Origin of the sequence: Leifsonia sp. PS1209, assembly GCF_012317045.1 — a bacterium.
GTDB lineage: Bacteria > Actinomycetota > Actinomycetes > Actinomycetales > Microbacteriaceae > Leifsonia.
The window spans coordinates 807,638-831,070 of sequence record NZ_CP051154.1; the positions used below are offsets into that span (position 1 = coordinate 807,638).

Annotated in this window: 22 protein-coding genes and 1 pseudogene; 14 read left to right on the forward strand and 9 right to left on the reverse strand. The window is 68.9% G+C overall.

Annotated features, from left to right (window positions below; translation table 11 throughout):
- Window positions 1-48: 48 nt before the first annotated feature.
- From HF024_RS19750 to HF024_RS19755, 3 genes and pseudogenes are all read right to left on the reverse strand, one after another.
- Window positions 49-723, reverse strand: a complete 675-nt coding sequence (locus HF024_RS19750) for an alpha-galactosidase (protein ID WP_247597291.1) — start codon at window positions 721-723, stop codon at window positions 49-51.
- 65 nt (window positions 724-788) lie between these two features.
- Window positions 789-935: pseudogene (locus HF024_RS20020) on the reverse strand (hypothetical protein); the annotation flags it as partial.
- Window positions 890-1,378, reverse strand: coding sequence for a hypothetical protein (locus tag HF024_RS19755; RefSeq protein ID WP_168688226.1), 489 nt, complete (start codon window positions 1,376-1,378; stop codon window positions 890-892). The pseudogene HF024_RS20020 and the gene HF024_RS19755, both read right to left, overlap by 46 nt.
- A gap of 95 nt (window positions 1,379-1,473) precedes the next feature.
- Here HF024_RS19755 and HF024_RS03940 point away from each other — a divergent pair, with 95 nt between their 5' ends.
- The gene (locus tag HF024_RS03940; protein WP_168688713.1) at window positions 1,474-2,742 is read left to right on the forward strand and encodes a saccharopine dehydrogenase C-terminal domain-containing protein; all 1,269 of its coding nucleotides are present in this window, start codon (window positions 1,474-1,476) and stop codon (window positions 2,740-2,742) included.
- Between the two features lie 124 nt (window positions 2,743-2,866).
- Window positions 2,867-4,858 (forward strand): helicase HerA-like domain-containing protein, encoded by a 1,992-nt coding sequence (locus tag HF024_RS03945; protein ID WP_168688714.1) that lies wholly within the window; start codon window positions 2,867-2,869, stop codon window positions 4,856-4,858.
- 59 nt (window positions 4,859-4,917) lie between these two features.
- Here HF024_RS03945 and HF024_RS03950 read toward each other — a convergent pair whose 3' ends face one another.
- Both HF024_RS03950 and HF024_RS03955 read right to left on the reverse strand, forming a co-directional pair.
- Window positions 4,918-5,802, reverse strand: a complete 885-nt coding sequence (locus HF024_RS03950; RefSeq protein ID WP_168688715.1) for an aminoglycoside phosphotransferase family protein — start codon at window positions 5,800-5,802, stop codon at window positions 4,918-4,920.
- Window positions 5,799-6,683 carry an AraC family transcriptional regulator gene (locus HF024_RS03955; RefSeq protein ID WP_247597292.1) on the reverse strand — a complete coding sequence of 295 codons (885 nt, stop codon included), beginning with the start codon at window positions 6,681-6,683 and terminating at the stop codon, window positions 5,799-5,801. Before HF024_RS03955 ends, HF024_RS03950 begins: the two co-directional genes overlap by 4 nt.
- A 17-nt stretch (window positions 6,684-6,700) precedes the next feature.
- On the opposite strand from HF024_RS03955, the gene HF024_RS03960 reads away from it, so the two are divergent.
- Entirely contained in the window at window positions 6,701-7,309 is a 609-nt protein-coding gene (locus tag HF024_RS03960) for a GNAT family N-acetyltransferase (RefSeq protein ID WP_168688716.1), read from the forward strand.
- Between the two features lie 3 nt (window positions 7,310-7,312).
- On the opposite strand, the gene HF024_RS03965 is transcribed toward HF024_RS03960, so the two are convergent.
- Window positions 7,313-7,849 (reverse strand): hypothetical protein, encoded by a 537-nt coding sequence (locus tag HF024_RS03965; protein WP_247597293.1) that lies wholly within the window; start codon window positions 7,847-7,849, stop codon window positions 7,313-7,315.
- A 417-nt stretch (window positions 7,850-8,266) separates the two neighbouring features.
- On the opposite strand from HF024_RS03965, the gene HF024_RS03970 reads away from it, so the two are divergent.
- Window positions 8,267-8,779 carry an FBP domain-containing protein gene (locus tag HF024_RS03970; protein ID WP_168688718.1) on the forward strand — a complete coding sequence of 171 codons (513 nt, stop codon included), beginning with the start codon at window positions 8,267-8,269 and terminating at the stop codon, window positions 8,777-8,779.
- Between the two features lie 50 nt (window positions 8,780-8,829).
- Here the strand turns inward: HF024_RS03970 and HF024_RS03975 are convergent, their stop codons facing one another.
- The gene (locus tag HF024_RS03975) at window positions 8,830-10,200 is read right to left on the reverse strand and encodes a DUF1254 domain-containing protein (protein WP_210724019.1); all 1,371 of its coding nucleotides are present in this window, start codon (window positions 10,198-10,200) and stop codon (window positions 8,830-8,832) included.
- Between the two features lie 119 nt (window positions 10,201-10,319).
- Window positions 10,320-11,312 carry an AraC family transcriptional regulator gene (locus HF024_RS03980; RefSeq protein ID WP_168688719.1) on the reverse strand — a complete coding sequence of 331 codons (993 nt, stop codon included), beginning with the start codon at window positions 11,310-11,312 and terminating at the stop codon, window positions 10,320-10,322.
- Between the two features lie 248 nt (window positions 11,313-11,560).
- Here HF024_RS03980 and HF024_RS03985 point away from each other — a divergent pair, with 248 nt between their 5' ends.
- From HF024_RS03985 to HF024_RS04030, 10 genes are all read left to right on the forward strand, one after another.
- Entirely contained in the window at window positions 11,561-11,893 is a 333-nt protein-coding gene (locus tag HF024_RS03985; protein WP_168688720.1) for a hypothetical protein, read from the forward strand.
- A 248-nt stretch (window positions 11,894-12,141) separates the two neighbouring features.
- A complete protein-coding gene (locus HF024_RS03990) occupies window positions 12,142-13,227 on the forward strand; it encodes a nitrilase-related carbon-nitrogen hydrolase (RefSeq protein ID WP_085371075.1) in 1,086 nt (361 codons plus the stop codon).
- Window positions 13,228-13,341: 114 nt separating this feature from the next.
- Window positions 13,342-14,445 (forward strand): sugar ABC transporter substrate-binding protein, encoded by a 1,104-nt coding sequence (locus HF024_RS03995; protein ID WP_168688721.1) that lies wholly within the window; start codon window positions 13,342-13,344, stop codon window positions 14,443-14,445.
- A 102-nt stretch (window positions 14,446-14,547) separates the two neighbouring features.
- Entirely contained in the window at window positions 14,548-16,056 is a 1,509-nt protein-coding gene (locus tag HF024_RS04000; protein WP_168688722.1) for a sugar ABC transporter ATP-binding protein, read from the forward strand.
- Window positions 16,057-16,109: 53 nt separating this feature from the next.
- Complete coding sequence (locus HF024_RS04005) at window positions 16,110-17,186, forward strand: ABC transporter permease (RefSeq protein WP_168688723.1); 1,077 nt, start codon at window positions 16,110-16,112, stop codon at window positions 17,184-17,186.
- Between the two features lie 56 nt (window positions 17,187-17,242).
- Window positions 17,243-18,256 (forward strand): LacI family DNA-binding transcriptional regulator, encoded by a 1,014-nt coding sequence (locus tag HF024_RS04010; protein WP_168688724.1) that lies wholly within the window; start codon window positions 17,243-17,245, stop codon window positions 18,254-18,256.
- 31 nt (window positions 18,257-18,287) lie between these two features.
- Window positions 18,288-19,229 carry an aldo/keto reductase gene (locus HF024_RS04015; protein ID WP_085371070.1) on the forward strand — a complete coding sequence of 314 codons (942 nt, stop codon included), beginning with the start codon at window positions 18,288-18,290 and terminating at the stop codon, window positions 19,227-19,229.
- Between the two features lie 45 nt (window positions 19,230-19,274).
- Window positions 19,275-20,924: a GMC family oxidoreductase gene (locus HF024_RS04020; protein WP_168688725.1), complete on the forward strand. Its 1,650-nt coding sequence runs from the start codon at window positions 19,275-19,277 to the stop codon at window positions 20,922-20,924.
- Between the two features lie 35 nt (window positions 20,925-20,959).
- Window positions 20,960-21,676, forward strand: a complete 717-nt coding sequence (locus tag HF024_RS04025) for a gluconate 2-dehydrogenase subunit 3 family protein (protein WP_168688726.1) — start codon at window positions 20,960-20,962, stop codon at window positions 21,674-21,676.
- Between the two features lie 139 nt (window positions 21,677-21,815).
- A complete protein-coding gene (locus HF024_RS04030; RefSeq protein ID WP_247597294.1) occupies window positions 21,816-22,835 on the forward strand; it encodes a LacI family DNA-binding transcriptional regulator in 1,020 nt (339 codons plus the stop codon).
- A gap of 17 nt (window positions 22,836-22,852) precedes the next feature.
- Here the strand turns inward: HF024_RS04030 and HF024_RS04035 are convergent, their stop codons facing one another.
- The gene (locus HF024_RS04035; RefSeq protein WP_168688727.1) at window positions 22,853-23,431 is read right to left on the reverse strand and encodes a TetR/AcrR family transcriptional regulator; all 579 of its coding nucleotides are present in this window, start codon (window positions 23,429-23,431) and stop codon (window positions 22,853-22,855) included.
- Between the last annotated feature and the right edge of the window lie 2 nt (window positions 23,432-23,433).

Below are 23,433 nucleotides of genomic sequence, written 5' to 3' on the forward strand. Positions count from 1 at the left end.
GGGAGGGCCCGGACATACCAGTCCGGGCCCTCTCCGTTTTGCGACAACCTATACCGCCGTGACAGACACCAGCCACACCTGATCCGGATACGACATCGGTGTCTGCAAGCCCGCCGACTCCAGCACCCGTCCGCTCAGCACAACGCCATCCGCGAGAGCGCCGTGCGGCAGTCTCGGGGAGAGCGGGGTCACGCCGTCCGAGGCGAGCCGCGCATCCGCTGTCCCGAACCACGGTGGCACCTGCACGCCGTGCGACGGATTCCCGATGCTCAGCGGTCGCACCCGATAGCGGCGGTCGGGGTCGAGCCCGCGCAGCGTGAACCGTCCGAGCGGCGCCGCGTCCGAACGGCCCAGGTGCGCGAGCGAGAACAGCGCGGATGCGCGATCCGCAGCCACCACTCCGCTGACCCGGAAGGTCGGGTCGATGTCATCCATCCGCACCATCCGGCCGGTGTGCAGCAGCGCGCGGTTCTCGCGGTAGAACGCGATCCACTCCGCCAGCTCGGCGAGCTCGGCCTCGCTCGCCTCCGTCAGATCCCACTCGATGCCGAGGTGGCCGAAGACCGCGGTGCCCGCGCGGAAGCCGAGGTCGTGCATCCGGTGTGTGGTGTGGGAGCCACCGGAGTGGATGTGGGCGCCGAGCAGTTCCAGTGGGAGGAGCTGCTGCGTCCAGCGGTGCATGTCCTGCCGCTCCAGCGGGTCGATGGAGTCGGACACCCACACCCGGGGTGCGATCCTTGCCCCCATCTGCCCGCGAAATCGAGGAACTCCCGAGCGCGCGCCGGCACGGGGAAGGTGAGCGCGAGGTCATCGAGGCGGTACGTATCGCCGAAGTTGGTCAGGGCCGCGGATGCGCGCAACACCCCGGATGCGGTGAGCTCGACATCGATCACCAGCCGCAGGGGGGCGGTGTCGTCGTCGGCGTTGAACCGCACAGCGCCGCCGCCGTCGAGGACGAGCAGCGGGGCGCCGGGGTCGAGCGCGGTGGTGCTCTCGGTCGCTGCAGTGGCCTCGGTCGCTGCAGTGGCCTCGGTCGCGCCGGTGTCCCTGGTCGGGCCGGTGTTTCCGCCCCCCCCACCTCCACATCCACCACCCGGAACAACCACGGCGACCACGCCGCTCCGTCGCGGCTTCCGCTCAGGCCCGGGCGCCCGAGCCAGCCCGTGCGTTGCTCGGGCAGCAGGGCGACCCGGACAGGCTCATCCGGGATGTTGCGCGTCTGTGGCGCCACGTTCGCGAGGGCGATGGCGTGCGCATCCTGAGCGGTCAGGTCGCCGAGGTCGGCGCCCCAGTGCACGATCGACGGCAGCAGACCTCCGCGGTGATCGAGGAGCACGCTCACTCCACCGGCGCGGAGATGGGTCCGTTCGAAGGGCATGCGGCTCCTTGTCGGCTGGAGGTCGGCTGGACGGCGCGAACACTCTTCGGGGAGGTCCTTGACCGCTGCCGCATCCGGCGCGCTAGCGTTGCGCCATGAGAATCCTGCTCGTGGGCGCCGGCGGTGTCGGCGACGCCATCGCGAAGATCGCGGCGCGTCGCACCTTTTTCGAGACCATCGTGGTCAGCGACTACGACATCGGCCGGGCGGAGCGGACCATCGACTGGATTCGCGGACGGCACGGCAACGAGGTGGCGTCGCGGTTCGTCGCCGCCGCCATCGACGCGTCCGACCCGGATGCGGTCGCGGCGGTCGCCACCGAGCATCGCGCCACCCATGTGATGAACGCGGTCGAGCCCAAGTTCGTGCCGACAATCTTCGCCGCTGCCCTCGCAGCCGGTGCAGACTACCTGGACATGGCGATGAGCCTGTCGGAGCCGCACCCCACCGACCCGTATGCGAAGACCGGGGTGAAGCTCGGAGACGACCAGTTCGCGCAGCGCGGAGACTGGGAGTCGGCTGGCCGGCTGGCGCTCGTCGGCATGGGCGTGGAGCCCGGCCTGAGCGATGTGTTCGCCCGGTACGCCGCCGACACGCTGTTCTCCCACATCGAGGAGCTCGGCACGCGCGACGGAGCCAACCTGGTCGTGCGCGACAGCGACGGCGTCGAGATCTTCGCGCCGTCGTTCAGCATCTGGACGACCATCGAGGAGTGCCTCAACCCTCCGGTGATCTTCGAGAAGGACGCCGGTTGGTTCACGACGCCGCCGTTCAGCGAGCCGGAGGTGTTCGATTTCCCGGAAGGGATCGGTCCCGTCGAGTGCGTCAACGTTGAGCACGAGGAAGTGCTGCTGATGCCGCGCTGGATCGACGCGGAGCGGGTGACGTTCAAGTACGGGCTGGGGGAGGAGTTCATCGGCATCCTGCGCACGCTGCATCAGCTCGGGCTGGACTCGACGACGCCCATCCGGGTGCGCAGCCAGGACGGTCCGGTGGAGGTGGCGCCGCGGGATGTGGTCGCCGCCGCCCTGCCGGACCCCGCCACGATCGGGCCGCTCATGACGGGCAAGACCTGCGCGGGCGTGTGGGTGAAAGGCACGGGCGTGGATGGGAACCCACGCGAGGTCTACCTGTACCACGTGAGCGACAACGAGTGGACGATGGCGGAGTACGAGTCGCAGTGCGTGGTGTGGCAGACGGCGATGAACCCGGTGATCGCGCTGGAGCTGCTCGCGACCGGCGCGTGGTCGGGAACCGGGGTGCTCGGGCCGGAGGCATTCGATGCCGCGCCGTTCCTCGAACTGATGGCGCGTCCCGTCGCGGAGGGCGGCTACGGCCAGCCCTGGGGCCTCCGGGAGCAGTGACCCGCCCAGCCCTGCCGCCGAAGCGATCGAGCCGGGAGTTGTGCACGCCATCGCCCGGCGTGTCGCGTGCACAACTCCCGGCTCGATTGGTGCGGGCGTGAGATGGGGACCATAGAGTGAGCGCATGAGTGACGCCGATGCACTTGCCAAAGCCCAGGCCGACGCGAAAGCCGCAGCGGAGAACGCCGCGCGACTGCAGTCGGAGGCGACGGAGGCACTGAAACGCGCCCAGGATGCGGCGGCCGCCGCGCAGGCGCAGGCCGAGGCCGCGCAGGCGGAGGCGGAGGCGGCGCAGGCGCGCGCGGAGGCGTCGCAGACGGCCGCTGCTGCCTCGGACGCCGCAACGGCGGCCAGTGCGGCGGCGACGGAGGTGGCGCCGCCCGCGCCCGCGCCCGCCGCATCGGCTCCTGCCGCGCCCGCGGAGGCGTCGCAGACGCCCGCGCCCGCCGCATCCGCCCAGCCAACCCCCACCGCCCCCGCCCCGCTCACCGACGCCGAGGTGGACGCGGTCCGCGCCGGCTACGCGTTCACGGGCGCCGCGCTCGAGATGGGGGCGCTGGTCAACGGGGACGCGCGCGCGGACGTGCCCGTGCGCATCCCGTTGGCGATGACGAACAGGCACGGGCTGGTGGCCGGAGCGACCGGCACAGGCAAGACCAAGACGCTGCAGGTGCTCGCCGAGCAGCTGGCGGCGAACGGGGTTCCCGTGTTCGCGGCCGACATCAAGGGCGACCTGTCCGGGATCGCCGTGGCGGGCGAGCCGAACGACAAGCTGCTCGACCGCACCAGGGGAATCGGCCAGGACTGGACGCCACGCGCCACCACCACCGAGTTCTTCTCGCTCGGCGGCACGGGCAAGGGCATCCCGATCCGGGCGACCGTCGCCGGGTTTGGGCCGCTGCTGCTGTCGAAAGTGCTCGGGTTGAACGACACGCAGGAGTCGAGTCTCGGGCTCGTGTTCCACTACGCGGACAAGGCCGGGCTGCCGCTGCTCGACCTCAGCGACCTGCGCGCCGTCCTCACCTTCCTCAACAGCGCGGACGGCAAAGCGGAGCTCGCAGACCTGGGCGGGCTGTCCAGCGCGACCGTCGGCGTGATCCTGCGGGAACTGATCGCGTTCGCCGACCAGGGCGCAGACGCGTTCTTCGGCGAGCCGGAGATCGACACCGCCGAGTTCCTGAAGCTCGCCCCCGACGGCACCGGCGTGGTCAGCCTGCTGGAGGTTCCCGGCGTCCAGGACAAGCCTGCGCTGTTCTCCACGTTCCTGATGTGGCTGCTCGCCGACCTGTTCAACGACCTGCCGGAGGTGGGCGACCTCGACAAACCGAAGCTGGTGTTCTTCTTCGACGAGGCGCACCTGCTGTTCAAGGACGCGTCGAAAGACTTCCTCGCCTCCATCACGCAGACCGTGCGGCTCATCCGGTCGAAGGGCGTCGGCATCTTCTTCGTCACCCAGACCCCGAAGGACGTCCCGTCCGACGTGCTCGCGCAGCTCGGGTCCCGCGTGCAGCACCAGTTGCGCGCCTTCACACCGGATGACGCGAAGGCGCTCAAGGCGACCGTCTCGACCTACCCGAAGTCGGGCTACGACCTCGCCGAGGTGCTGCAGCAGCTCGGCACCGGCGAGGCGATCGTCACGGTGATGGGCGAGAAGGGCGCCCCGACCCCGGTCGCGTGGACGCGGCTGCGCGCACCGCAGGGCTCCATGTCGCCCGCTCCGGAGGCGCAGCTCGACGCGACCATCGCAGCATCCCCGCTGCTCGCGAAATACGGCACGGCCATCGACCGCGACTCCGCCCGCGAAATGCTCACCCGCAAACTGGATGCGGCTGCCGCGGCCGCCGAGGAGCAGGAGCGCGTCCTCGAGCAGGCGAAGGCCGCCGTGGAGGCGCAGAAGGCCGCAGACAAGGCGGCGGCGGCGCAGGCCAAAGCGCAGAAGGCCGCGGACGCCGAATACGACAGGCTGCTGAAATCGACCGGCCCCACCTCCCGCGGACGGCGCACGACCTCGAAACCGCAGCCCAACATCCTGGAGCAGGTGCTCGGCTCGAAGGCGACGGCGTCCATCCTCACCGGGGTGGTGGAGGGGATCTTCGGCACGCGCAAGCGGCGCTGAGGGCGGTCGGGGGAAGGTGACGAGATGGCGGCGGCCGGAGTGCGCGGCCGCCGGGTCGATCAGCCGAGCCCGATCCCGGTCGCGCCCGCGTCCCGGGTTGGCTCCGGCAGCAACCCCCGCGCCAGCCGCGCTACCTGCAGCGTGTGGCCGGGGCCTTCGCCGCTGCGCTCCGTCCAGCAGGACGAGAGCGCGGCCCACGCGAACGCCCAGCGCAGCATCCGGCCGGGCTCGACGTCCGCCGCCGCGCTGATCACGCCGAGCTGGCGCTCGAAGCGGCCGGGCGCGGTGGCGAGGCGCGCATCCGGGTTGCACAGGATGTTGGCGTAGTCGAAATCGGGGTCGCCGACGACATGCTTGGGGTCGATCGCGAGCCAGCCGTCCCCGCCGTCCGCTTCCCCGCCGAAGTCGAGCACGTTGCCGTGGTGCAGGTCGCCGTGCAGCACCACGTCGGCGACCGGATGCGCGATCAGCTCGCGTGCGACGGAGGCAGCGTGCGCGTACAGCCCGTCGTGCGCGTCCGGATGCTCGGCCGCCTCCGCGAAGAGCTCGCGGAACCACGTCGTCAGCCCCACCAGCCCGTCCGGTCGCGGACGGTCGTCGACGGCGTGCAGCCGCTCCGCCGTGCTGCACAGGATGCGCGTGGCCGCGTCGTCCCCGTCCGGCCCGGATGCGGCGATGGTCGCCAGGTCGCGGTCACCTGTCGCGCGTTCGATCAGGATGGCGTCGCCCTCTGCCTCGTACACCGGGGCGGCACCGCGGCCGTCCCACCAGGCGAGAAGACGGGATCCTGCTACCTCCTCCTCGACCGTCGCCAGCTTGAGGAACGCCGGGCGGCCGCGCCACTCCACGGGCTGCAACACGCTCGACGGGGTGGCGAACGCGTCGCCGGAGGGAGTGAGCCTCCACCGGTCGCGCCAGGGAGCGAGGATGCTGTCCGGCTTCATCGACCGCGCCCCGCGTCGGCCGCGTATGCGCCCGGGGTGGTGCCGACCACCGCTTTGAACTCGCGCCCGAAGTGCGCCTGGTCGGCGTAGCCGAGCTCGGCGGCGAGGTCCGCGAGCAGCGGAGGCGCGGGGGAGCGCAGGGCGGAGGCGGCCTCCTGGAGCCGGTAGCGCTGGATGAGCCACTTCGGGCCGAAGCCGATGTGCCCGGCGACGAGGCGTTGCAGGTGACGGACGCCGAGCCCGAACCGCTCGGCGAGCTGCTCCACCCTGGTGATGGTCCTGTCCGCCTCCACCGCCTCCACGATCGCGTCGACCAGCCGCGCCTCTGCACCGGGAGGAGGCAGCGTGCCGAGCCAGGCCTCGATCGCATCGACGGCGTCGCGGTCGTCGCCCGCCCGCATGGCGTCCCGGATGCGTGCGGTCGCCGCCTCCACCCCCGGCAGCAGGAGCGCGTGGCGCTGGAATCCGGCGGGCAGGCCATCGGCGAGCGGCACGGTGGACGGCAGCGTCCGCACGCTCGTGCCGGAGAGCCCGCGCGCCACACCGGGCCGCAGCATCGCGCCGAACGCCCAGCCGTGACCGCTGAGTGTCTTCACGCTGAGCCCGCGCCTGGCGCGGTGCAGAGCGACCTCCTCGTCCTCGATGACGAGGTTGGCCGTCGGATATTCGAGCACCTGCTGCCGCAGCAACGTGCCGTCGGCGAGCTGCCAGCGGGGGAGCCAGTAGTGGCGGACGAACGCCGCGGCGTCGTCGCCCGGCCACAGCCGTTCGATGCTCACCGGCGCCGCCCCGTTCTCGTTCAGGTGCCCGTGACTGACCGGCGCTGCGCCGAGCCCGGTGCGGGCGTCGACGGCAGGTACGGCAGCGGCGGAGGTGCTCACGCTGACATACTTTCACGGTGAGCTCGATCCGTCCCTACCAGCCCGGCGACCGCGACGACGTGTACACGGTGTGCATCAAAACAGGGGCGAGCGGCGGGGACGCCACTGGGACGTACACGGACGACGACCTCATCCCGGATGTCTTCGCCGGTCCGTACGTGACGTACCAGCCCGACCTCGCGTTCGTCGTCGACACCGGTGACCACGTGGCCGGGTACGTGATCGCCGTCGCGGACAGTGCGGCGTTCGTCGACTGGTACTCGCGCGAGTGGATGCCGGCGTTCGCGGAGAAGTACCCGGTCGAGAGCGCCCGCGACGACAGGGAGCGCGAGGCGATCGGCTTCGGCCTCGACGTGCACGGGATGCTCGTGCCGGAACTCGCCGAATACCCCGCCCACCTGCATATCGACCTCCTGCCCGAACTGCAGGGGCAGGGCTTCGGCCGCGCACTCATCCGCACGCTGCTCGCCGCCCTCCGCGAGCGCGGGGTGCCCGGTGTCTACTTGAAGATGTCCCCGACGAACCACGGCGCCCGGGCGTTCTACGAGCGGCTCGGGTTCCACGAACTGCCGTCGAGCAGGCCGGACGGACCGGTATACGGCATCTCGACGTCCGCCGAGGTCTGAGGCTCAGCGCCCGAAGCGCGGCAGCCGCTCGAACCAGTACAGCAGGCCGGGCGATGCGCGGCGCAACTCCGCCAGCGTCATCGAGTCCTCGCGCCGGGTGACGGGCACGTCGAGCTCCTCCGCCACGCGCTCCATGTCTTCGAGCGCCCAGAACTGCCCGCGCATCCTGATCAGCAATTTGCCGTCCGTGCCGGTGACGAACAGCTGCGGCTGCGTGTCGAGCGTGCTGCCCTCGTACAGGTTGACCATGATGACGGAGCCGACGCTGCCGGGACGCACATCCACTGTCCTGCCGAAGAAGCCGCGCTCCCGCACGAAATCGTGGCCGACCTGGATGGTCGTGCTGAAGAACGCGAGCACGGCGACCGTCGTCGCGCCGATCACCACGATGTGGATGCCGAGCACGAGCGGCCAGACGCCGTCGGGGATGGTCAGCCAGTAGAGGACGGCGAAAACCGGGGTGGTCAGAGCCAGGATGGCGATGATTCCGCGTGCGAAAAGGTGGGCGTGCGGACGCAGCACAACTGCCTCCTGCGTCACGCCCGTCTCCTGTCTCAGCTCACGCCGACCCTCCATCCTTCGAGGATCGCCTACCCGGAGGCGTCCCGGTAGCGGCATTTTGGGGGACACGAGCGTCCGGTTTTCGGGGTATGGCGCCCATCCGGAGCTGTCCGGGTCGCACGCGGGGGCGTTTGCTACACTGCCCGTGTGTCCACCTCGCTCATCCCCGTGCTGCCCTCCGGGCGTCAGGAGGTCGTCGGCGTTCTGAACGCCGGCGTGAGATAGCGTCGCCGTCCCCTGCCTTTCACCTCGCGCATCCAGCGAGGGATGCGGGGCTCGATCGTGCGCGCCCGTCGCGGCGCCGGTCGTCCCGTGCAGACATCGACGCGCATCCGGGCTTGCCGGCCTGTGCGACCTCAGCGGCCATCGCCGCCATTTCCGATTGGTGACACTTCCATGCTTCCCCTGACCGAGCAACAGCTCCGTTCGTCCTTCGTCAACGCCTCCCGCAAAGAGGTCAGCGACCTGACCCTGCCCGCCGACTTCCAGACCATCGACTGGAACACGCTCGACTATCTCGGCTGGCGCGACCGCAAACAGCCGAAGCGCGCGTACACGGTCGTCATCCTCGACGACGCCCCCGTCGGCCTGCTCCTCCGCCAGTCGGAGGCGTCAGCGCTCAGCCGCCCCCAGTGTTCCTGGTGCCAGGACGTCAACCTGACCAACGACGTGTCGTTCTTCAGCGCCAAGCGCGCAGGCCAGGCCGGCAAGAACGGCGACACGGTCGGAACGCTCGTCTGCACCGACTTCGGCTGCTCGGCCAACGTCCGCAAGCGCCCGCCCCTCGCATACGTCGGCTTCGACGTGGAGGCGGCCAGGCAGGAACGCATGGCGAGCCTGCGCGAGCGCGCGGCCAGCTTTGCGGTGTCGGTGCTGCACGGGACCGGCAGCGGGGGCGGCGGGCGGTGAGGTGACGGGTGGGCGGTGACGGGCAGGCGGGTTATGACCAGCCCGCCTGCTCATCCCCGCCGCAGCACTTCCGGCGGCAGCCATGTCCCGTCCAGGATCGGCTCTTTCGGCCAGTATGCGCGGATGTACAGGGAGAACGGAGCTTCCGGGGCGGGAAGCCAGTTCGACTCCGGCGCGTCCGCGGGCGGCCGGTGTCCGACGTACAGCGTGAGGCTGCCGTCGTCGCCGTAGTGCAGGCCGGGGTTCTTGGTGCCGAGAGAGTATCGGCCCTGCTCGTTCTCGTAGTAGAAGTGGTGCTCGTTGTAGAGGGTGAGCGACCAGAAGCCGTCGACAGGGGGAAGCTCGCCCGCCGCGAAGGTCACCTCGTAGTTGCCGTCGCTGCCGTTCAGCTGGCGGCCGCTCGAGTCGGTGTCGGTGAAGATGTACTTCGTCTCCTGCGGGGTGTTCTCGAACATGTTCGAGCGGGCGATCGCGGCCCGGGTGACGTAGTCGGTGCCGAACGCCGAGTTGTTCTTCGCGGAATACCATCCGTTGCCAGCTTCCGGTCCGTTGTGCTCCCAGCGCAGAAGCGGGGTGATGATCTCGCGCTCCGCCTCGGCGGCCACGTCCAGCAGTGCTCGCTTCAGGTCGGGGTCGCTGTCGGCCGCATCCAGGATCGCGGTGAACTGCTGGTAGAGCGCCTCCTCGCCCGGCAGCGGAGGAACCATGCCGAGCACATCCCGCAGCTGGTCGAAGAAGCGGTCAGGCTCGACCCAGTGGATCTCATCTGCGCCGATCTCGGGCATCGGGAAACTCGGGAGGTGCTCCCAGTCGTACGGATGCGCCGTGCCGTCGAACTCGTCGAGCGGGTAGATGTTGATCTGCGTGATCAGCTCGATCACGGCCGCGCGGTCTTCCGGGGTGTCCTCGATGAACACGCGCGGACAGAACGCGACCAGCGCGGTCGAGGACCGGAACACACCGGCGATCCCGTCGGGGAGGTCGCCGTCCCAGTCCGGGCCGACCAGTGCGTAGAAGCCGGCCTTCGTGCCGTACTGCTTCCCCAGCTGCGCGAAGGAGTCCGTGCGCTGGTCCCACGCGGCGGACACCCAGAACCGGTCGCCGAAGTCCGGCAGCTGCACGATGACGGGCGTCACATCCAGGTCGCCGAAGCCGATCCCGTACAGCACATCCTGGTTGGTGCAGGCGATGAAGCGTTGCCCCGCTGGGATGTAGTCGGTGAGCATGCAGACCCGGTTCAGCGGAGCGTTCGGCAGCACCCCGCCACGCAGGCCAGGCTCGGGCACGGACGTGATCGCAGCGCGCCGATTGATCATCGAGACCATCGGCCAGCCCCACACATACGCCATCCGGCCGACGGCGCGCACGTACGCCTCGGTCAACCTCGTGTTCGGTGTCGGTCCGGTGACGTTCTCGGTCATGTTCCGCTCCCTGCTCGTGGTGCGGCCCATCGAACCATTGACGCCGAGGAGCTGTCTAGCCCCGTTCTGCGACGTGGATGCTCAGCGTTCGACCGTCATCCGCCTCCCGACGGCGGGCGTCACTGCCCGGTCGAACGCAGGGTGTCGGACGGCCGTTCGGAGAACGCGGCGGCGTATGCGGCGGCGAAGCGTCCCAGGTGGACGAAGCCCCAGCGTGTGGCTACCTCCGTCACGCTGACCGTGCCGGGCGGGGCCGCCATCAGTTCCTCGCGCACCTTCTCCAGCCGGAGGCGGCGGAGGTAGGCCATCGGCGTGGTGTCGAGCGAGCGGCGGAAGCCCTCGTGCATGCTGCGCACGCTGAGTGAGACGGCCGACGCCAGTTCCGACACCGTCCAGGGATGCGCGGGGCTGCTGCGCAGGAGCTCGACGGCCCGAGACACCGGCCGGGCGCCGGGGTCTGGGGCGGATCCCGTCAGCTGGGCCGAATGGCTGTGCGGCTGGGCGAAGAGCAGGTTGTTCATCAGGAGCTGTTCGAGGCGCTGGAGCGTGAGCGGATGGGAGAGGGGTCCTCCTGGCTGCTCGGAGACGGCGTCGATGAGGCGGAGGGTCTGGAGCATCGCGCGGCCGCCCGGGGCCATCAGGTCCAGCTCGCCCGTGAATTCGAGCGGTCGCGTCAGACGCTGGTCGAGCATGCTCTCGAGTTCGAGCTGGAGGTGTTCCCTGGGGATCATCACGGAGACCTGCGCGAAGCCGGCGTCGCAGTCGAGGTCGACGGGCCTCCCCGGCATGAACACTCCCGCGGTGCGCTGCGTTCCGTAGATCGGCGATCCGAACGCCGCGCGCATCGTCGCGCGCCCCGCCGTCGGGATGTCGACGTGGAAGTTCATGGCCTCTGCCGTCTCGATGCGCACAGCGTCCTCGAACTGCATGTACCCGACGGTGACCCGGCCGACGGTGAGGGCGTTCAGGTCCAGCGCGACGCTCTTCGATGCCCGCGCCGTCGGGAAGTCGACCGGCAGGAAGACCTCGGTGAGTGCTTCGCGCGCCTGGTCGATCCCGCGGCACGACACGATGCGTCGGCTGCGGAACATCTCGGCCGAGTTCGCTTGCATCCCGTGATTGTAAGCACGGCCGTCGACGGGCTCATGACGAGCCGCACAAAACGGACACAGATCCGCGCTGGGCGGATATCGACCCGCTCGAACCGCCGCATACCGTGAATTCCGTCGCAGCTCCCCGGCTCGGCACCTGCACGGTGGCCTTCTCCTTCGGGTGGGGAAGGCCGCCGTGCCTCCTCCGCTGTGCTCCGCGTGCACTGCCGACGGAACACCCAGGAGACGGCAATGGAACTTCGCGAACGATGAACGAGTCGAACGCACGGACGAGACCCCGGTGGTGCTCGCGCTGCGGAGCCCGCGCCCGGGTCATCCAGAACCCGTACTACGGGGTCGGCCTCGCCGTCCACCGCTACTTGACCGGATGCACGCGCTGCGGTTTCGTCGAGTTCCTCCCGACCGCGCATGCGCCGCGCCCCGAGAGCCAGCCGATCGTGTCGGCCGCGGACACCCCGCGCGGGGCGCGGCTGCGCGGGGCCGTCCGGGGGTGGGTCGCGAAGAGCCGGTTCTCGCTGTTCCTCGTCGGTGCCCTCCTCGCGGTCACCACGGGTGTTGCGGCACTCGCCGTCACGCGATAGAGCCTGCTCTGTGAGTGCGCTCACTCAATTTGCGATCTGATTCCTCGCCTGTCGGCTGCTGAATTAATGGCGGCTCTTCTGTGTCGGAAAATGGTAAATAATCAGCTGTTTTACTGGAAGTCCAGACAGCATTGTCTACCGCATCTGGGCGGGGTTTGAGTGGTATTCGCGCTGAAAACAAACATTTGACAGCGCCTGATAGTGCGCTAACATGACCACACGCACCCCAAACAACGAAGGAGTTGGACGTGACTGAGCCGTACACAGTCGTAGCGCTCTCGCCGCTGCAGATCCCGATCGTCGAGCCGGAAGACGCGCTGAAGAACACCAAGCGCATCATCGGCTTCATGAAGACCGCGGTCGGCGTGGCAGCGACAGAGGGCCACCCGGTGAAGCTGGTCGTCATCCCCGAGATGGCGATCCAGGGAATGCACATGGCATTCACCGCAGGCAACCGCGAGGCGGAGAAGAAGTTCGCCCGCACCATCCCCGGTCCGGAGACCGACGAGCTGGGCAAGGCCGCTCGTGAGCTGAACACCTACATCGCCGGCGAGCTGTACCTGGTCGCCGACGACGACTTCCCTGACCGCTACTTCAACTGCGCGTTCATGATCGACCCGAACGGCGATGTGATCTACCGCCGTGCCAAGGCGACCAGCGACGGCTTCGAGGGCGGGACCCTCGGCACCACCAACCCGCACGACCTGTGGGACGAGTGGATCCAGAAGAAGGGCGACGGCAATGTGATGGACGCCATCTACCCGGTCGCCAAGACGCCGGACATCGGCAACATCGGCTACGTGATCTGCCACGAGGGCGCATACCCCGAGATCGCCCGCGGCCTCGCGATGAACGGCGCGGAGGTCATCATCCGCGCGACGCTCATCGAGCCGCAGACCTCGCAGGGGATGTGGGAGGTGCAGAACAAGGCGCACGCGCTGTTCAACAACGCGATCGTCGTCGCACCGAACCTCGGCCCGGAGCTCGGCCCGGACGGCGTCATCAACGACCTCTTCGGCGGCCGCTCGATGATCGTCAACCAGCGAGGCAAGATCATCACCGAGACGCCAGGCGTCACGGCGGGCGACACCTTCGTCAGTACGACGATCGACATCGACGCCCTGCGTCGCGACCGTCAGGCGAACGGCGTGTTCAACGGTTTCAAGGATCTGCGCACCGAGCAGTACGCCGCGATCTACGAGAAGCCGATCTACCCGAAGAACCAGTACCTCGACGCCCCTCCCGGCGAAGGATGGCTGGCCCGCGAGCGCGAGACCCGCGCCCGCAACATCAAGCTGCTCGAAGAGCGAGGCGTCTTCACCCCTCTCGACTGAGCCAGAACGTGCGAGCGGCGGCCCCTCCGACCGTCGGTCCCCTCGGGACGATGCGCCGCCGCTCGCACTCCCCAGCTGTACCTAGCACCGATCACCTCACAAGGAAGTGGAACCATGATCAGTCCCAGCAGCACCACGAGAAACACCCGCAGCCGTACCCGAACCATCCTCACCGTCGCCGGCGTCGTCGCGGCCACCGCTCTCGTCTTGAGTGGATGCGCGCGAGGCGGAACAGACGGAGCAGCAGCCAGCGACGCGGACAAGAAGACCGGCAAGGGCCTGGTCATCGGCTGGAGCCAGCGCGGCATCAGCGGCAGCGACTGGTGGAAGACCCTCGTCGAGGGCGGCCAGGCCGAAGCCAAGAAGCTGGGGGCGACCATCGAGCTCCTCGACGCGAACGGCGACACCGTCCGCCAGAACGCCGACGTGCAGACCCTGATCACCAAGAACGTCGACGTGGTGATCATGAACCCCAACGACCCGATCGGCGTCGGAGCCTCTGTCGCAGCGCTCCAGAACGCCAAGGTGCCGCTGGTCACCGTCAACTCGAACCTCGACCCGTCGCTGGTCAAGGACATGTACTGCTACGTCGCGGAAGACCAGGGATACACCGGCTCGCTCGCCGGCGAGGTCGCGGCGAAGAAGGCCGTCGAGAAGTTCGGCACGACGGGCGAGATCAAGGTCGTCGGCATCGGCGGCTTCCCGGGCGATGTGCTCAGCGACCTGCGGTTCAACGGATTCATGAAGGGCTACGAGAAGGTCATGAAGGCCTACCCGGGCATCACGACCAAGAAGCTCGAGACGAAGTACGGCGAGTGGAAGCCGGACAAGGCCCTCGCGCCCATCCGGGACGTCGCGACGGCGAATCCCGACCTCAAGATCGTCTACAGCATGAGCGACGTGATGGAGGGCGGCATCGAGCAGGGTCTCCAGCAGGCCGGGATCTGGGGCGACGGCGTGATCGTCGCCGGATACGACGGCGGCATGAACGTCGTGAAGGAGATGGTCGACAACCCGACGGGGCCTCTGCAGGCCACCGCATCCAACCAGCCGTGGGACCAGGGCGTCGCCGCGGTGAAGATGGCCGTCGCCGCATACAACAACGACAAGACGGCGTGCCCGAAGAAGGAGGTCTTCATCAAGACCACCGTCGTCACGCCCGAGAACGCCAAGGACTACTACAAGCCGCAAGACACGTACGTGCGGGCGAACGACTAGTCGCCTGGCGGGTACGACCAGGAGTCGCTGCGCCCGATGTCATCGGTTCGGGCGCAGCGACCGCTGGGAAACAGACAAGTCACGAAGAAGTGCGGAGAACTTATGGACGAGCTGCAGCTCGAAGGCATCACCAAGGGCTACCTCGGTGTGCAGGCGCTCAAGGGGGTGAGCTTTTCGGTCAGGCGGGGGAGCATCCACGCCCTCGCCGGACAGAACGGTGCGGGGAAGTCGACGCTGGTCAAGATCCTCTCGGGGGCGGAGATTCCGGACGGCGGAACCATCAGGCTCGGCGGGGAGGTCGTGAAGTTCCGCGAGCCGACGGATGCGCAGGCGGCCGGGATCCACACCATCTACCAGGAGCTGAGCCTGGTGCCGTCGCTCTCGGTCGCCGAGAACATCTTCCTCGGCACGCTTCCCAATAAGGGGAGCGTCGTGAACTGGGCGCAGATGCAGGCCAAGTCCCGCGAGGCCCTGGCCCGCGTCGGCTTCGACCTCGACGTGACGCAGCCGGTCTCGAGCTTCTCCGTGGCGGAGCAGCAGGCCGTCGAGCTGGCCAAGGCGCTGCACAAGGATGCGCGCGTGCTGCTGCTCGACGAGCCGACGTCCACTCTTCCCCTGCCCGACGTCGAGCGCCTGTTCACGGTGCTGCGCAAGCTCGCGGCCGAGGGCGTCACGCTCCTCTACATCTCGCACCGCATGGATGAGTTGTACAGCCTCTGCGACGCGGTGACCGTGCTGCGCGACGGCGTGACCGCGGCCGACCTGGCCACGGCGGACACCAAACCGGCCGACGTCGTGACGGCGATGGTCGGCAAGAGCCTGGAGGGCTCCATCGCCGACGCCGCCCTCCGCGGCGAACGCGGCCCGCGCCTCGGCGCCGGCCGCACGGACAGCATCCTGATGTCCGCCCGCGGGCTGGGGGAGGACGACCGGGTGTCCGGCATCGACTTCGACCTGTACCGGGGTGAGGTGCTCGGCATCTCCGGGCTGATCGGGTCCGGCCAGTCGGAGCTCGCCAGCCTGCTCGCCGGCGCCCGCAAGAGCACGGACGGGCACCTCACGATCGACGGCAAGCAGGTCACGTTCGCCTCGCCCCGCGACGCCATCCGGCTCGGCATCGGACTGCTCCCGCAGGACCGCAAGGCGCAGGGGTTCATCCCGGACATGGGGGTCGCGGGCAACATCACGCTGGCGAGCATGCCGATGTTCAGCAGGCTCTCCGTGATCGACGGCAAGCGCGAGAAGCGAACGGCGCAGGACATGGTGGCGAAGCTCGGGATGAAGGTCTCCAGCGTCAACCAGCCGATGAAGACCCTGAGCGGCGGGACGCAGCAGAAGGGCATCCTGGCCCGCTGGCTGGTGCGATCGTCCCGCCTGCTCATCTGCGACGAGCCGACACGAGGCGTGGATGTCGGCGCCAAGGAGGACATGTACGAGCTGATCCGCGACTTCGCCCGCTCGGGCGGAACCGTGATCATCGCGAGCTCGGAGATCTCCGAGGCGATGATGTGCGACCGCGTGCTCGTGATGGCCAGAGGTCGCGTGGTCGCCGAACTCGACCACGACGAGATCGATCCCCAGGGTCAGACGATCCTCCAGCTCCTCGCCTGAGCCCCCGGCTCGCCCCCTGAATCAACTGACTGAACCCAACGACGGGAAAGACAATGTCGAACAAACTCCTCCACGAGCCGGCGAAGCCGGCCAAATCGGCCACCGAGTCCGGCGCCGCCCCGGCGCACTCCGCCTGGAGAGGCGTGGCCAAGCGCGTCCTGCCGAAGACCTACCTGCTGCTGGTCCTCGTCGTCATCATCGTGATCGGCTATTACGTCTCCGCCGACTTCCTCACGCTGAGGAACGCAGAGAACGTGATCGCGGCGGCCTCCATCGTGGCCGTGCTCGCGGTCGGCCAGTTCTTCGTCATCCTGACGGGCGGCATCGACCTGTCGGTCGGCTCGATTCTGGCGATGTCGACGGTGATCGTCGCTCTGACCCTGCAAGCCGGCATGGCGACGGGGCTGTCGGTCGCGTTCACCCTGTTCTGCTGCGGGATCGCCGGGCTGATCAACGGTCTGCTCGTGGTGTGGCTCCGCATCCCGCCGTTCATCGCCACGCTGGCCATGATGAGCGCCGTCAAGGGCTTCAGCTACATCATCCAGTCGACCAGCCTCATCCAGATCACCGACCAGACGTTCGTGGACCTCTTCGCCCGCGGCACGAGCCTCGGGCTGCAGAACCCGGTGATGATCTTCCTGATCGTCATGGTGCTCGCGGCGCTCGTGGCGAAGTTCACGACCTTCGGGCGCTCGCTGTACGCGATCGGCGGCAACCCGGAGGCCGCGCGGCTTTCCGGCCTGCCTGTGGCCCGCAACCTCCTCATCACGTACACGATGTCCGGGCTGCTGGCGGGGCTGGCCGGGCTCATCGCCGCCGCACAGCTCCGCCAGGGCAGTTCGCTCATCGGCGTCGGCTACGAACTGGATGCGATCGCAGCGGTCGTCGTCGGCGGTGCATCCCTGATGGGCGGCAAGGGCGACCCGATCAGCGCCGTGATCGGCGTGTTCGTGCTCGCCACGATCATCAACGTGATGAACCTGGTCGGCATCTCCTCCGAGCCGCAGCTGGTGATCAAGGGCGCGGTGATCGTGATCGCGGTCTTCCTTTCCAGCGCGGGCGGCGTGCAACGGATCTCCGGATTCTTCCGCAGCCATCTGGGTCGCCGCAGCGCACGGACAGCGGGCTAGCCACGATGTCGGCACCTTCGAGCACAGACAAGCATTCGACGACTCGCGGTGCCAGGATGATCGACGTCGCACGCCTCGCCGGGGTGTCCCAGCAGACGGTGTCCCGGGTGGTGAACGGGAGCACCAACGTCGCCCCGGAGATCCGGGAGCGGGTGGAGCTGGCCATCCGGCAGCTGCGGTATCGCAGGAACCCGGCGGCCCGCGCCCTGGCCAACGGCCAGACGATGAACCTCGGGATCGTCAGCTTCGGCCTCACCCAGTACGGTCCGTCCGTCGCACTCAGCGGCATCGCCGACGAGGCGAGAAGCGCGGGATACGCGACCAACCTGGTGACCCTCGGCGACGTCGACCGCACGGCCATGAAGGCGGCGCTCGACCACCTGGCCGAGGACGCGGTGGACGGCATCGTCGTGCTCGCGCCGGTCGAGGCCGCTCTCGAAGCGATCACCGGGCTGGAGGCCGGCGTGCCGCTCGTGGTCTTCGAGCCGGGAGCGCCGGAGGGGACGACGAGCGTCGCGACCGACGAGGTGGGAGGAGCAGCGCTCGCCACCCGGCACCTGCTCGACCTCGGCCACGACACGGTCTGGCAGGTCGCCGGACCGAGCGGCTGGCTCGGGTCGGACGCCAGGATGCGCGGCTGGTCGGACACGCTCGCGGCGAGCGGCAGGGTGACCAACCCGGTCATCTCCGGAGACTGGTCGACGCGCTCCGGATACGCGGCCGGCTGCGACATCGCCCGCAACCCGGACATCACCGCGGTGTTCGTCGCCAACGACCAGATGGCGCTCGGGGTCGTCAAAGCCCTCTCCGAATACGGGGTGCGGGTGCCGGAGGACGTCAGCGTCGTCGGCTTCGACGACGTGCCGGAGGCGCGGTACTACCGGCCGGCGCTGACCACCGTCCGCCTCGACTTCGAGGAGGTCGGGCGCCTCGCTGTCGACCGCATCCTGCACCTGATGCGCGGCGGTCATGCCGACGCGCTGCCCAGGGTGCTCCCGGAGCTGGTCGTGCGCCAGAGCACGGCGCCGCCCTCCCAGACGCCGCGAACCAGCCAGCAACACCTGAGATAGCCATCACCACCTGAGAGAGAAAGCGAAGCGCATGACCATCAAACAACTCGGACGCACGGGACTCACCGTCTCCGACATCTGCGTCGGGACCAGTGCCCTCGGCAGCTTCCCTGCGCAGTACGGCTACGAAGTGGACACGGAGACGGCCGTTGCGACCATCCGGCGGGTGTTCGACGGGCCGTTCACGTTCATCGACACCTCGAACGAGTACGGCGGCGGCGACAGCGAGAAGCGCATCGGGCAGGCGATCCGGGAGAACGGGGGAGTGCCGGACGGAGTGGTCGTGGCGACCAAGGTCGACCCCATCCCCGGGACCACCGACTTCTCCGGCGACCGGGTGCGCCGGTCGGTGGAGGAGAGCCTCGAACGTCTCGGCCTCGACCGGCTGCCGCTCGTCTACCTGCACGACCCGGAGAAGATCAGCTTCGAGGAGGGCGTCGCCCCCGGCGGTCCCCTCGAAGCGCTGATCGCGCTCCGCGACGAGGGCGTCATCGACTACCTCGGCGTCGCGGGAGGGCCGATCGACCTCGAGCTGCAGTACCTCGCGACGGAGGCGTTCGACGCCGTCATCAGCCACAACCGCTTCACGCTGGTCGACCAGTCGGCCGAGCCGCTGCTCGACGACGCCCAGGCCAGAGGCGTCGCGTTCGTCAATGCTGCTCCCTTCGGCGGCGGGATGCTGGTCAAGGGCCCGGATGCCGTGCCGACGTACTGCTACGCCCCCGTCAGCGACGAGGTGCTCCAGCGCGTGCGCACGATGGAGTCCCTGTGCGAGGCGTACGGCGTGCCGCTCGCCGCGGCCGCCCTGCAGTTCTCCGTGCGCGACCCGCGCGTCACCTCCACGATCGTCGGGATGTCCGAGCCGAAGCGCGTCGAGCAGACCGCCCTGCTCGCCGCCACCGACATCCCCGCCGAGCTGTGGGACGCCCTTCTGCCCGTCGCACGCCTCGGCCGCTCCGGTGTGCTGGCGTAGCCGGCGCAGCGCCGCCATCGAACCCCCGAAAGGAAAGGACACAGAATGACCACCATCAAGAACCCTGAGCCGGTCGACGTCGTGATCGTCGGCGCCGGCGCAGGAGGGGCGACGGCAGCCAAGGTGCTGACAGAAGCCGGCCTGCGCGTGGTGGGACTCGAACGAGGCCCGTGGCTGAAGCCGGAGCACGCATCCGGCGACGAGCTGAAGTACCTGAACCGCAACTTCATCTGGCAGGACCCGAAGCTCAAGCCCCGCACATACCGTCAGAACGACAGCGAGGAAGCTGTCATCACGAACTTCTCCGCGACCCCGCAGGTCGTGGGAGGCGGCACGACGCACTGGGGCGGCATGGTTCCCCGGATGACCGTCAACGACTTCCGCCTGCGCTCGCTGCACGGCGACGTCGAAGGGGCGAGCCTGGTGGACTGGCCGATCAGCTACGACGACCTCGAGCCGTACTACACGCGGGTCGAGTGGGAGTTCGGAACCTCGGGTCTCGGCGGCGCGAACCGCTGGGAGGGTCGCCGCACCCGCGACTACCCGACCAAGCCTGCGCCGCTCAGCCAGATCGGCCGCACCTTCGCGACCGCGATGAACAAAATGGGCCACAGCACGTTCCCGATGCCCCAGGGCATGGTCACCGAGCCGTACCGCGGTCGCAAGCCGTTCAGCGAGAACGGCTTCTGGCAGCAGTATCCCGACCCGGGCAGCGGCAAGTCGTCGACGCTGATCAGCTTCATCCCGGATGCGATCAACACCGGCCTCTACGACCTGCGGCCGGACTGCTACGTCAGCGAGATCCTGGTCGACAAGACCGGCAAGGCGACCGGTGTGCGCTACCAGGACGAAAACGGCAACGAGTTCGTGCAGAACGCGAAGGCCGTGATCGTCTGCGGCGGCGGGATCGAGACGCCCAGGCTCCTGCTCATGTCGAAGTCGGCGCTGTTCCCGGATGGGCTGGGCAACGGCAGCGGGCAGGTCGGCAAGAACGCGACCTTCCACCAGTACTCGTTCTCGGTCGGCCTGTTCGACAAGGAGCTGCACGACCCGCTCTACGGCTGGTCAGGGCACTACATGAACCTGTGCTCGTTCGACTTCTACGAGACGGACGAGTCGCGGGGGCACATCCTGGGCTCGCTGATCTTCCCGTCGATGCTCGGCCACCCCGTCAACTGGAGCTTCCCCGGCCGCCCCACCTGGGGTCAGGCGGCGAAGGACGCCGATCGGGACCTGTTCAACTACAGCATGAAGATCGGCATCCTGCTGCACGACCTCCCGGTCGAGTCCAACAGGGTCGACCTCGACCCGACGGTGAAGGACGCGTGGGGACTCCCGGTCGCCCGCATCACCCACACGCCGCACGCCAACGACTTCGCGCAGGAGAAGTGGCAGGTGAAGAAGAACGGCGAGATCCTGGAGGTGGCAGGCGCATCCAAGATCGTGCCGGTCAACATGGAGCGCATCACGGGGAACACCTCGCACGAGCTCGGCACGGCCCGCATGGGCGACGATCCCGCCACCTCGGTGGTCGACAGGTGGTGCCGGTCGCACGAGGTGCCGAACCTCTACGTGTTCGACGCCAGCTTCTTCCCGACGGCGACCGGGATCAACCCGGCACTGACGATCATGGCGAACGCCTGGCGGTGCGCCGACCGCATCATCGCCGTGGACCGTCATGGCTGGACCGACTGACCTCAACCACGATTTCAGAGGAGACAACGATAACTATGGGACAGGCAGAATGGGTCACCGTGCCGATCTCGACGCGCGATTCGAATGGGCCGCTGTTCTTCACGGAGCACGAATGGGCGACTGTCGAGGCCGCCACTGCGCGCATCATTCCGACGGACCACCATCCAGGAGCGAGAGAAGCAGGCGTGGTCCGCTTCATCGATCGGATGCTGGCGGGGACGCAGTTCGTCTTCCCGGCAGCTGACGGCAACGGGTTCCTCCGGATGGAGGGGCTGGAGGAGAAGGCCTGGCAGGAGCGCATCGAGAGCCGCCGGACGTTCTACCGCGAGGGGATCGTCGAACTGGACGGCATCGCCACCGAGAAGTTCGGCGCCCCGTTCGTCGAGCTCGACGACGACCAGCAGGACACGGTGCTGGAGACCATCTCGCGCAAGGAGAAGCCGGCGAAGTTCGCCTTCGCGGACTCGGACGGGCAGGGGAGCGGGGGAGCGCCGGCCGGCAACCAGCCTGTCAACGAGGACTTCCTCGAGTTCTTCCCGCTTCTGGTGCTGAACACCAGGCAGGGTTTCTACGGCGACCCGGTCTACGGCGGGAACGACAACCGCGTCGGCTGGCGGGTCATCGGGTTCCCCGGCCCTCCGTCGCTCGCCGCGACGATGGACGGCAGCTACACGACGCTCGACTACATGATCCCGGAGGCCGAGTGGCCGTACGAGCAGCACCCCGCCGTGCTGCGCTACGGCAACCGCTGAGGCCCTGGCAAGGGATCCGGCAGGATCGCGAGCGGTCTGGCGCGCCTTTCCGGCGCCCGGCCGCTCGCGGTCGTACTCGCGGCCATAATGGGGGAATGATTTCCTCTTCCGTGCGTTCGCCGGGCGCCGGGGGCCGCCGGTGACGGAGCAGAACGAGGCGCCGCGCGCGGCGCGGATGGTCGATGTCGCCCGCCTCGCCGGGGTCTCGCAGCAGACCGTCTCGCGGGTGGTCAACGGCCACTCGAACGTCGCTCCCGAGATCCGCGAACGGGTCGAACGTGCCATCTCCCAGCTGCGCTACCGTCGCAACTCGGCGGCGCGCACCCTCGCGACCAGCAGGTCGATGAACCTCGGCGTGCTCAGCTACGCGCTGTCCGTGCACGGTCCGGCGCTTGCGCTGTTCGGCATCGCGGAGGAGGCGCGCAGGAGCGGCTACGCCACGAGTCTGGTGAGCCTCGCGAACGTGGACCGCGCGAGCATCGAGGCGGGCCTCGACTCCCTCGTCGATGACGGCGTGGATGCGATCGTGGTGCTGGCGCCGATGACCGCCGCCGTCGAGGTGCTGCACCGGCTCGACGCGGATGTGCCCGTGGTGCGGTTCGAGCAGGGCTCGCCCGCCGGGCCGTCCACCGTGTCCGTCGACGAGACGCTCGGCGCCCAGCTGGCCACCAGACACCTGCTCGACCTCGGTCACGAGACCGTCCACTTCGTCGGAGGGCCGGACGGCTGGATGGCGTCGGATGCGCGCCGCCGCGGCTGGCAGACCGAGCTCGCCCTCGCCGGCCGGGTGACGCCTCCCGAGTTCACGTCCCCGGACTGGTCGGCGGAGTCCGGCTACCGGGCAGGGGTCAGGATCGCCGCTGACCGCTCGATCACCGCCGTCCTCGCGATCAACGACGCGATGGCCCTCGGCCTGATCAAGGCGCTCCACGACAACGGGGTCTCGGTGCCCGGGGACGTAAGCGTCGTCGGCTTCGACGACCGCGACGAGTCACCGTACTTCCTTCCGGCGCTGACCACCGTGCGGCTCGACTTCACCGAGGTGGGCCGTCGGGCCGTCGAGAGCGTGCTCCGCTCGCTGCGGGGAGAGGCGCCGGAGACCATCCCGCTCATCCAGCCGGAGCTGAAGGTGCGCGACAGCACCGCGCCGCGCCGCTGACGCGGTGCGCTGCTGACTCAGCGCGCGGTGCCTGAGCCGGTGAGCGCCCTGGCGCTCCGGATGAAGGAGGCGGCGAGCGTGTCGGCGTCGTCCAGGTAGCCGGCGACCATCGCGCCGTCGCGGATGAGCATGAGGTCGTCGGCCGTCCCGCGTGGGTCGCTCAGGCCGAGCGGCTGCACGATCTCGCCGAACGTGGCCTTGCACCAGGCACGGTGGGTGTCGACCTCGATGCGGACCTGGCTCGTCGCATCCGGGTACTCGGCGGCCGCGTTGATGAACGGGCAGCCGCGGAAGCCCTGCTCGCACGCCATCGAGCCCAGCTGCTCGGCGATCAGCTGGAACACCCGGTCTGCGCTGCCGCCGGCGGCGGCGATGGCGCCGGTGATGCCGTCGCGTTCCAGCTGCGCCCTGCGCTGCAGGTGCGCGACCACGAGGTCGTCCTTGCTCTTGAAATGACGGTAGAAGGTGACCTTCGTCGTCCCAGCGCGCTCGATGACCTTGTCGACGCTGACCGCGCGGAGACCTTCTGCGTAGAACAGTTCGGTCGCCGCCTCGATGAGTCGCTCCCGCATCGACGATTTCACGCTCCCGATCATAG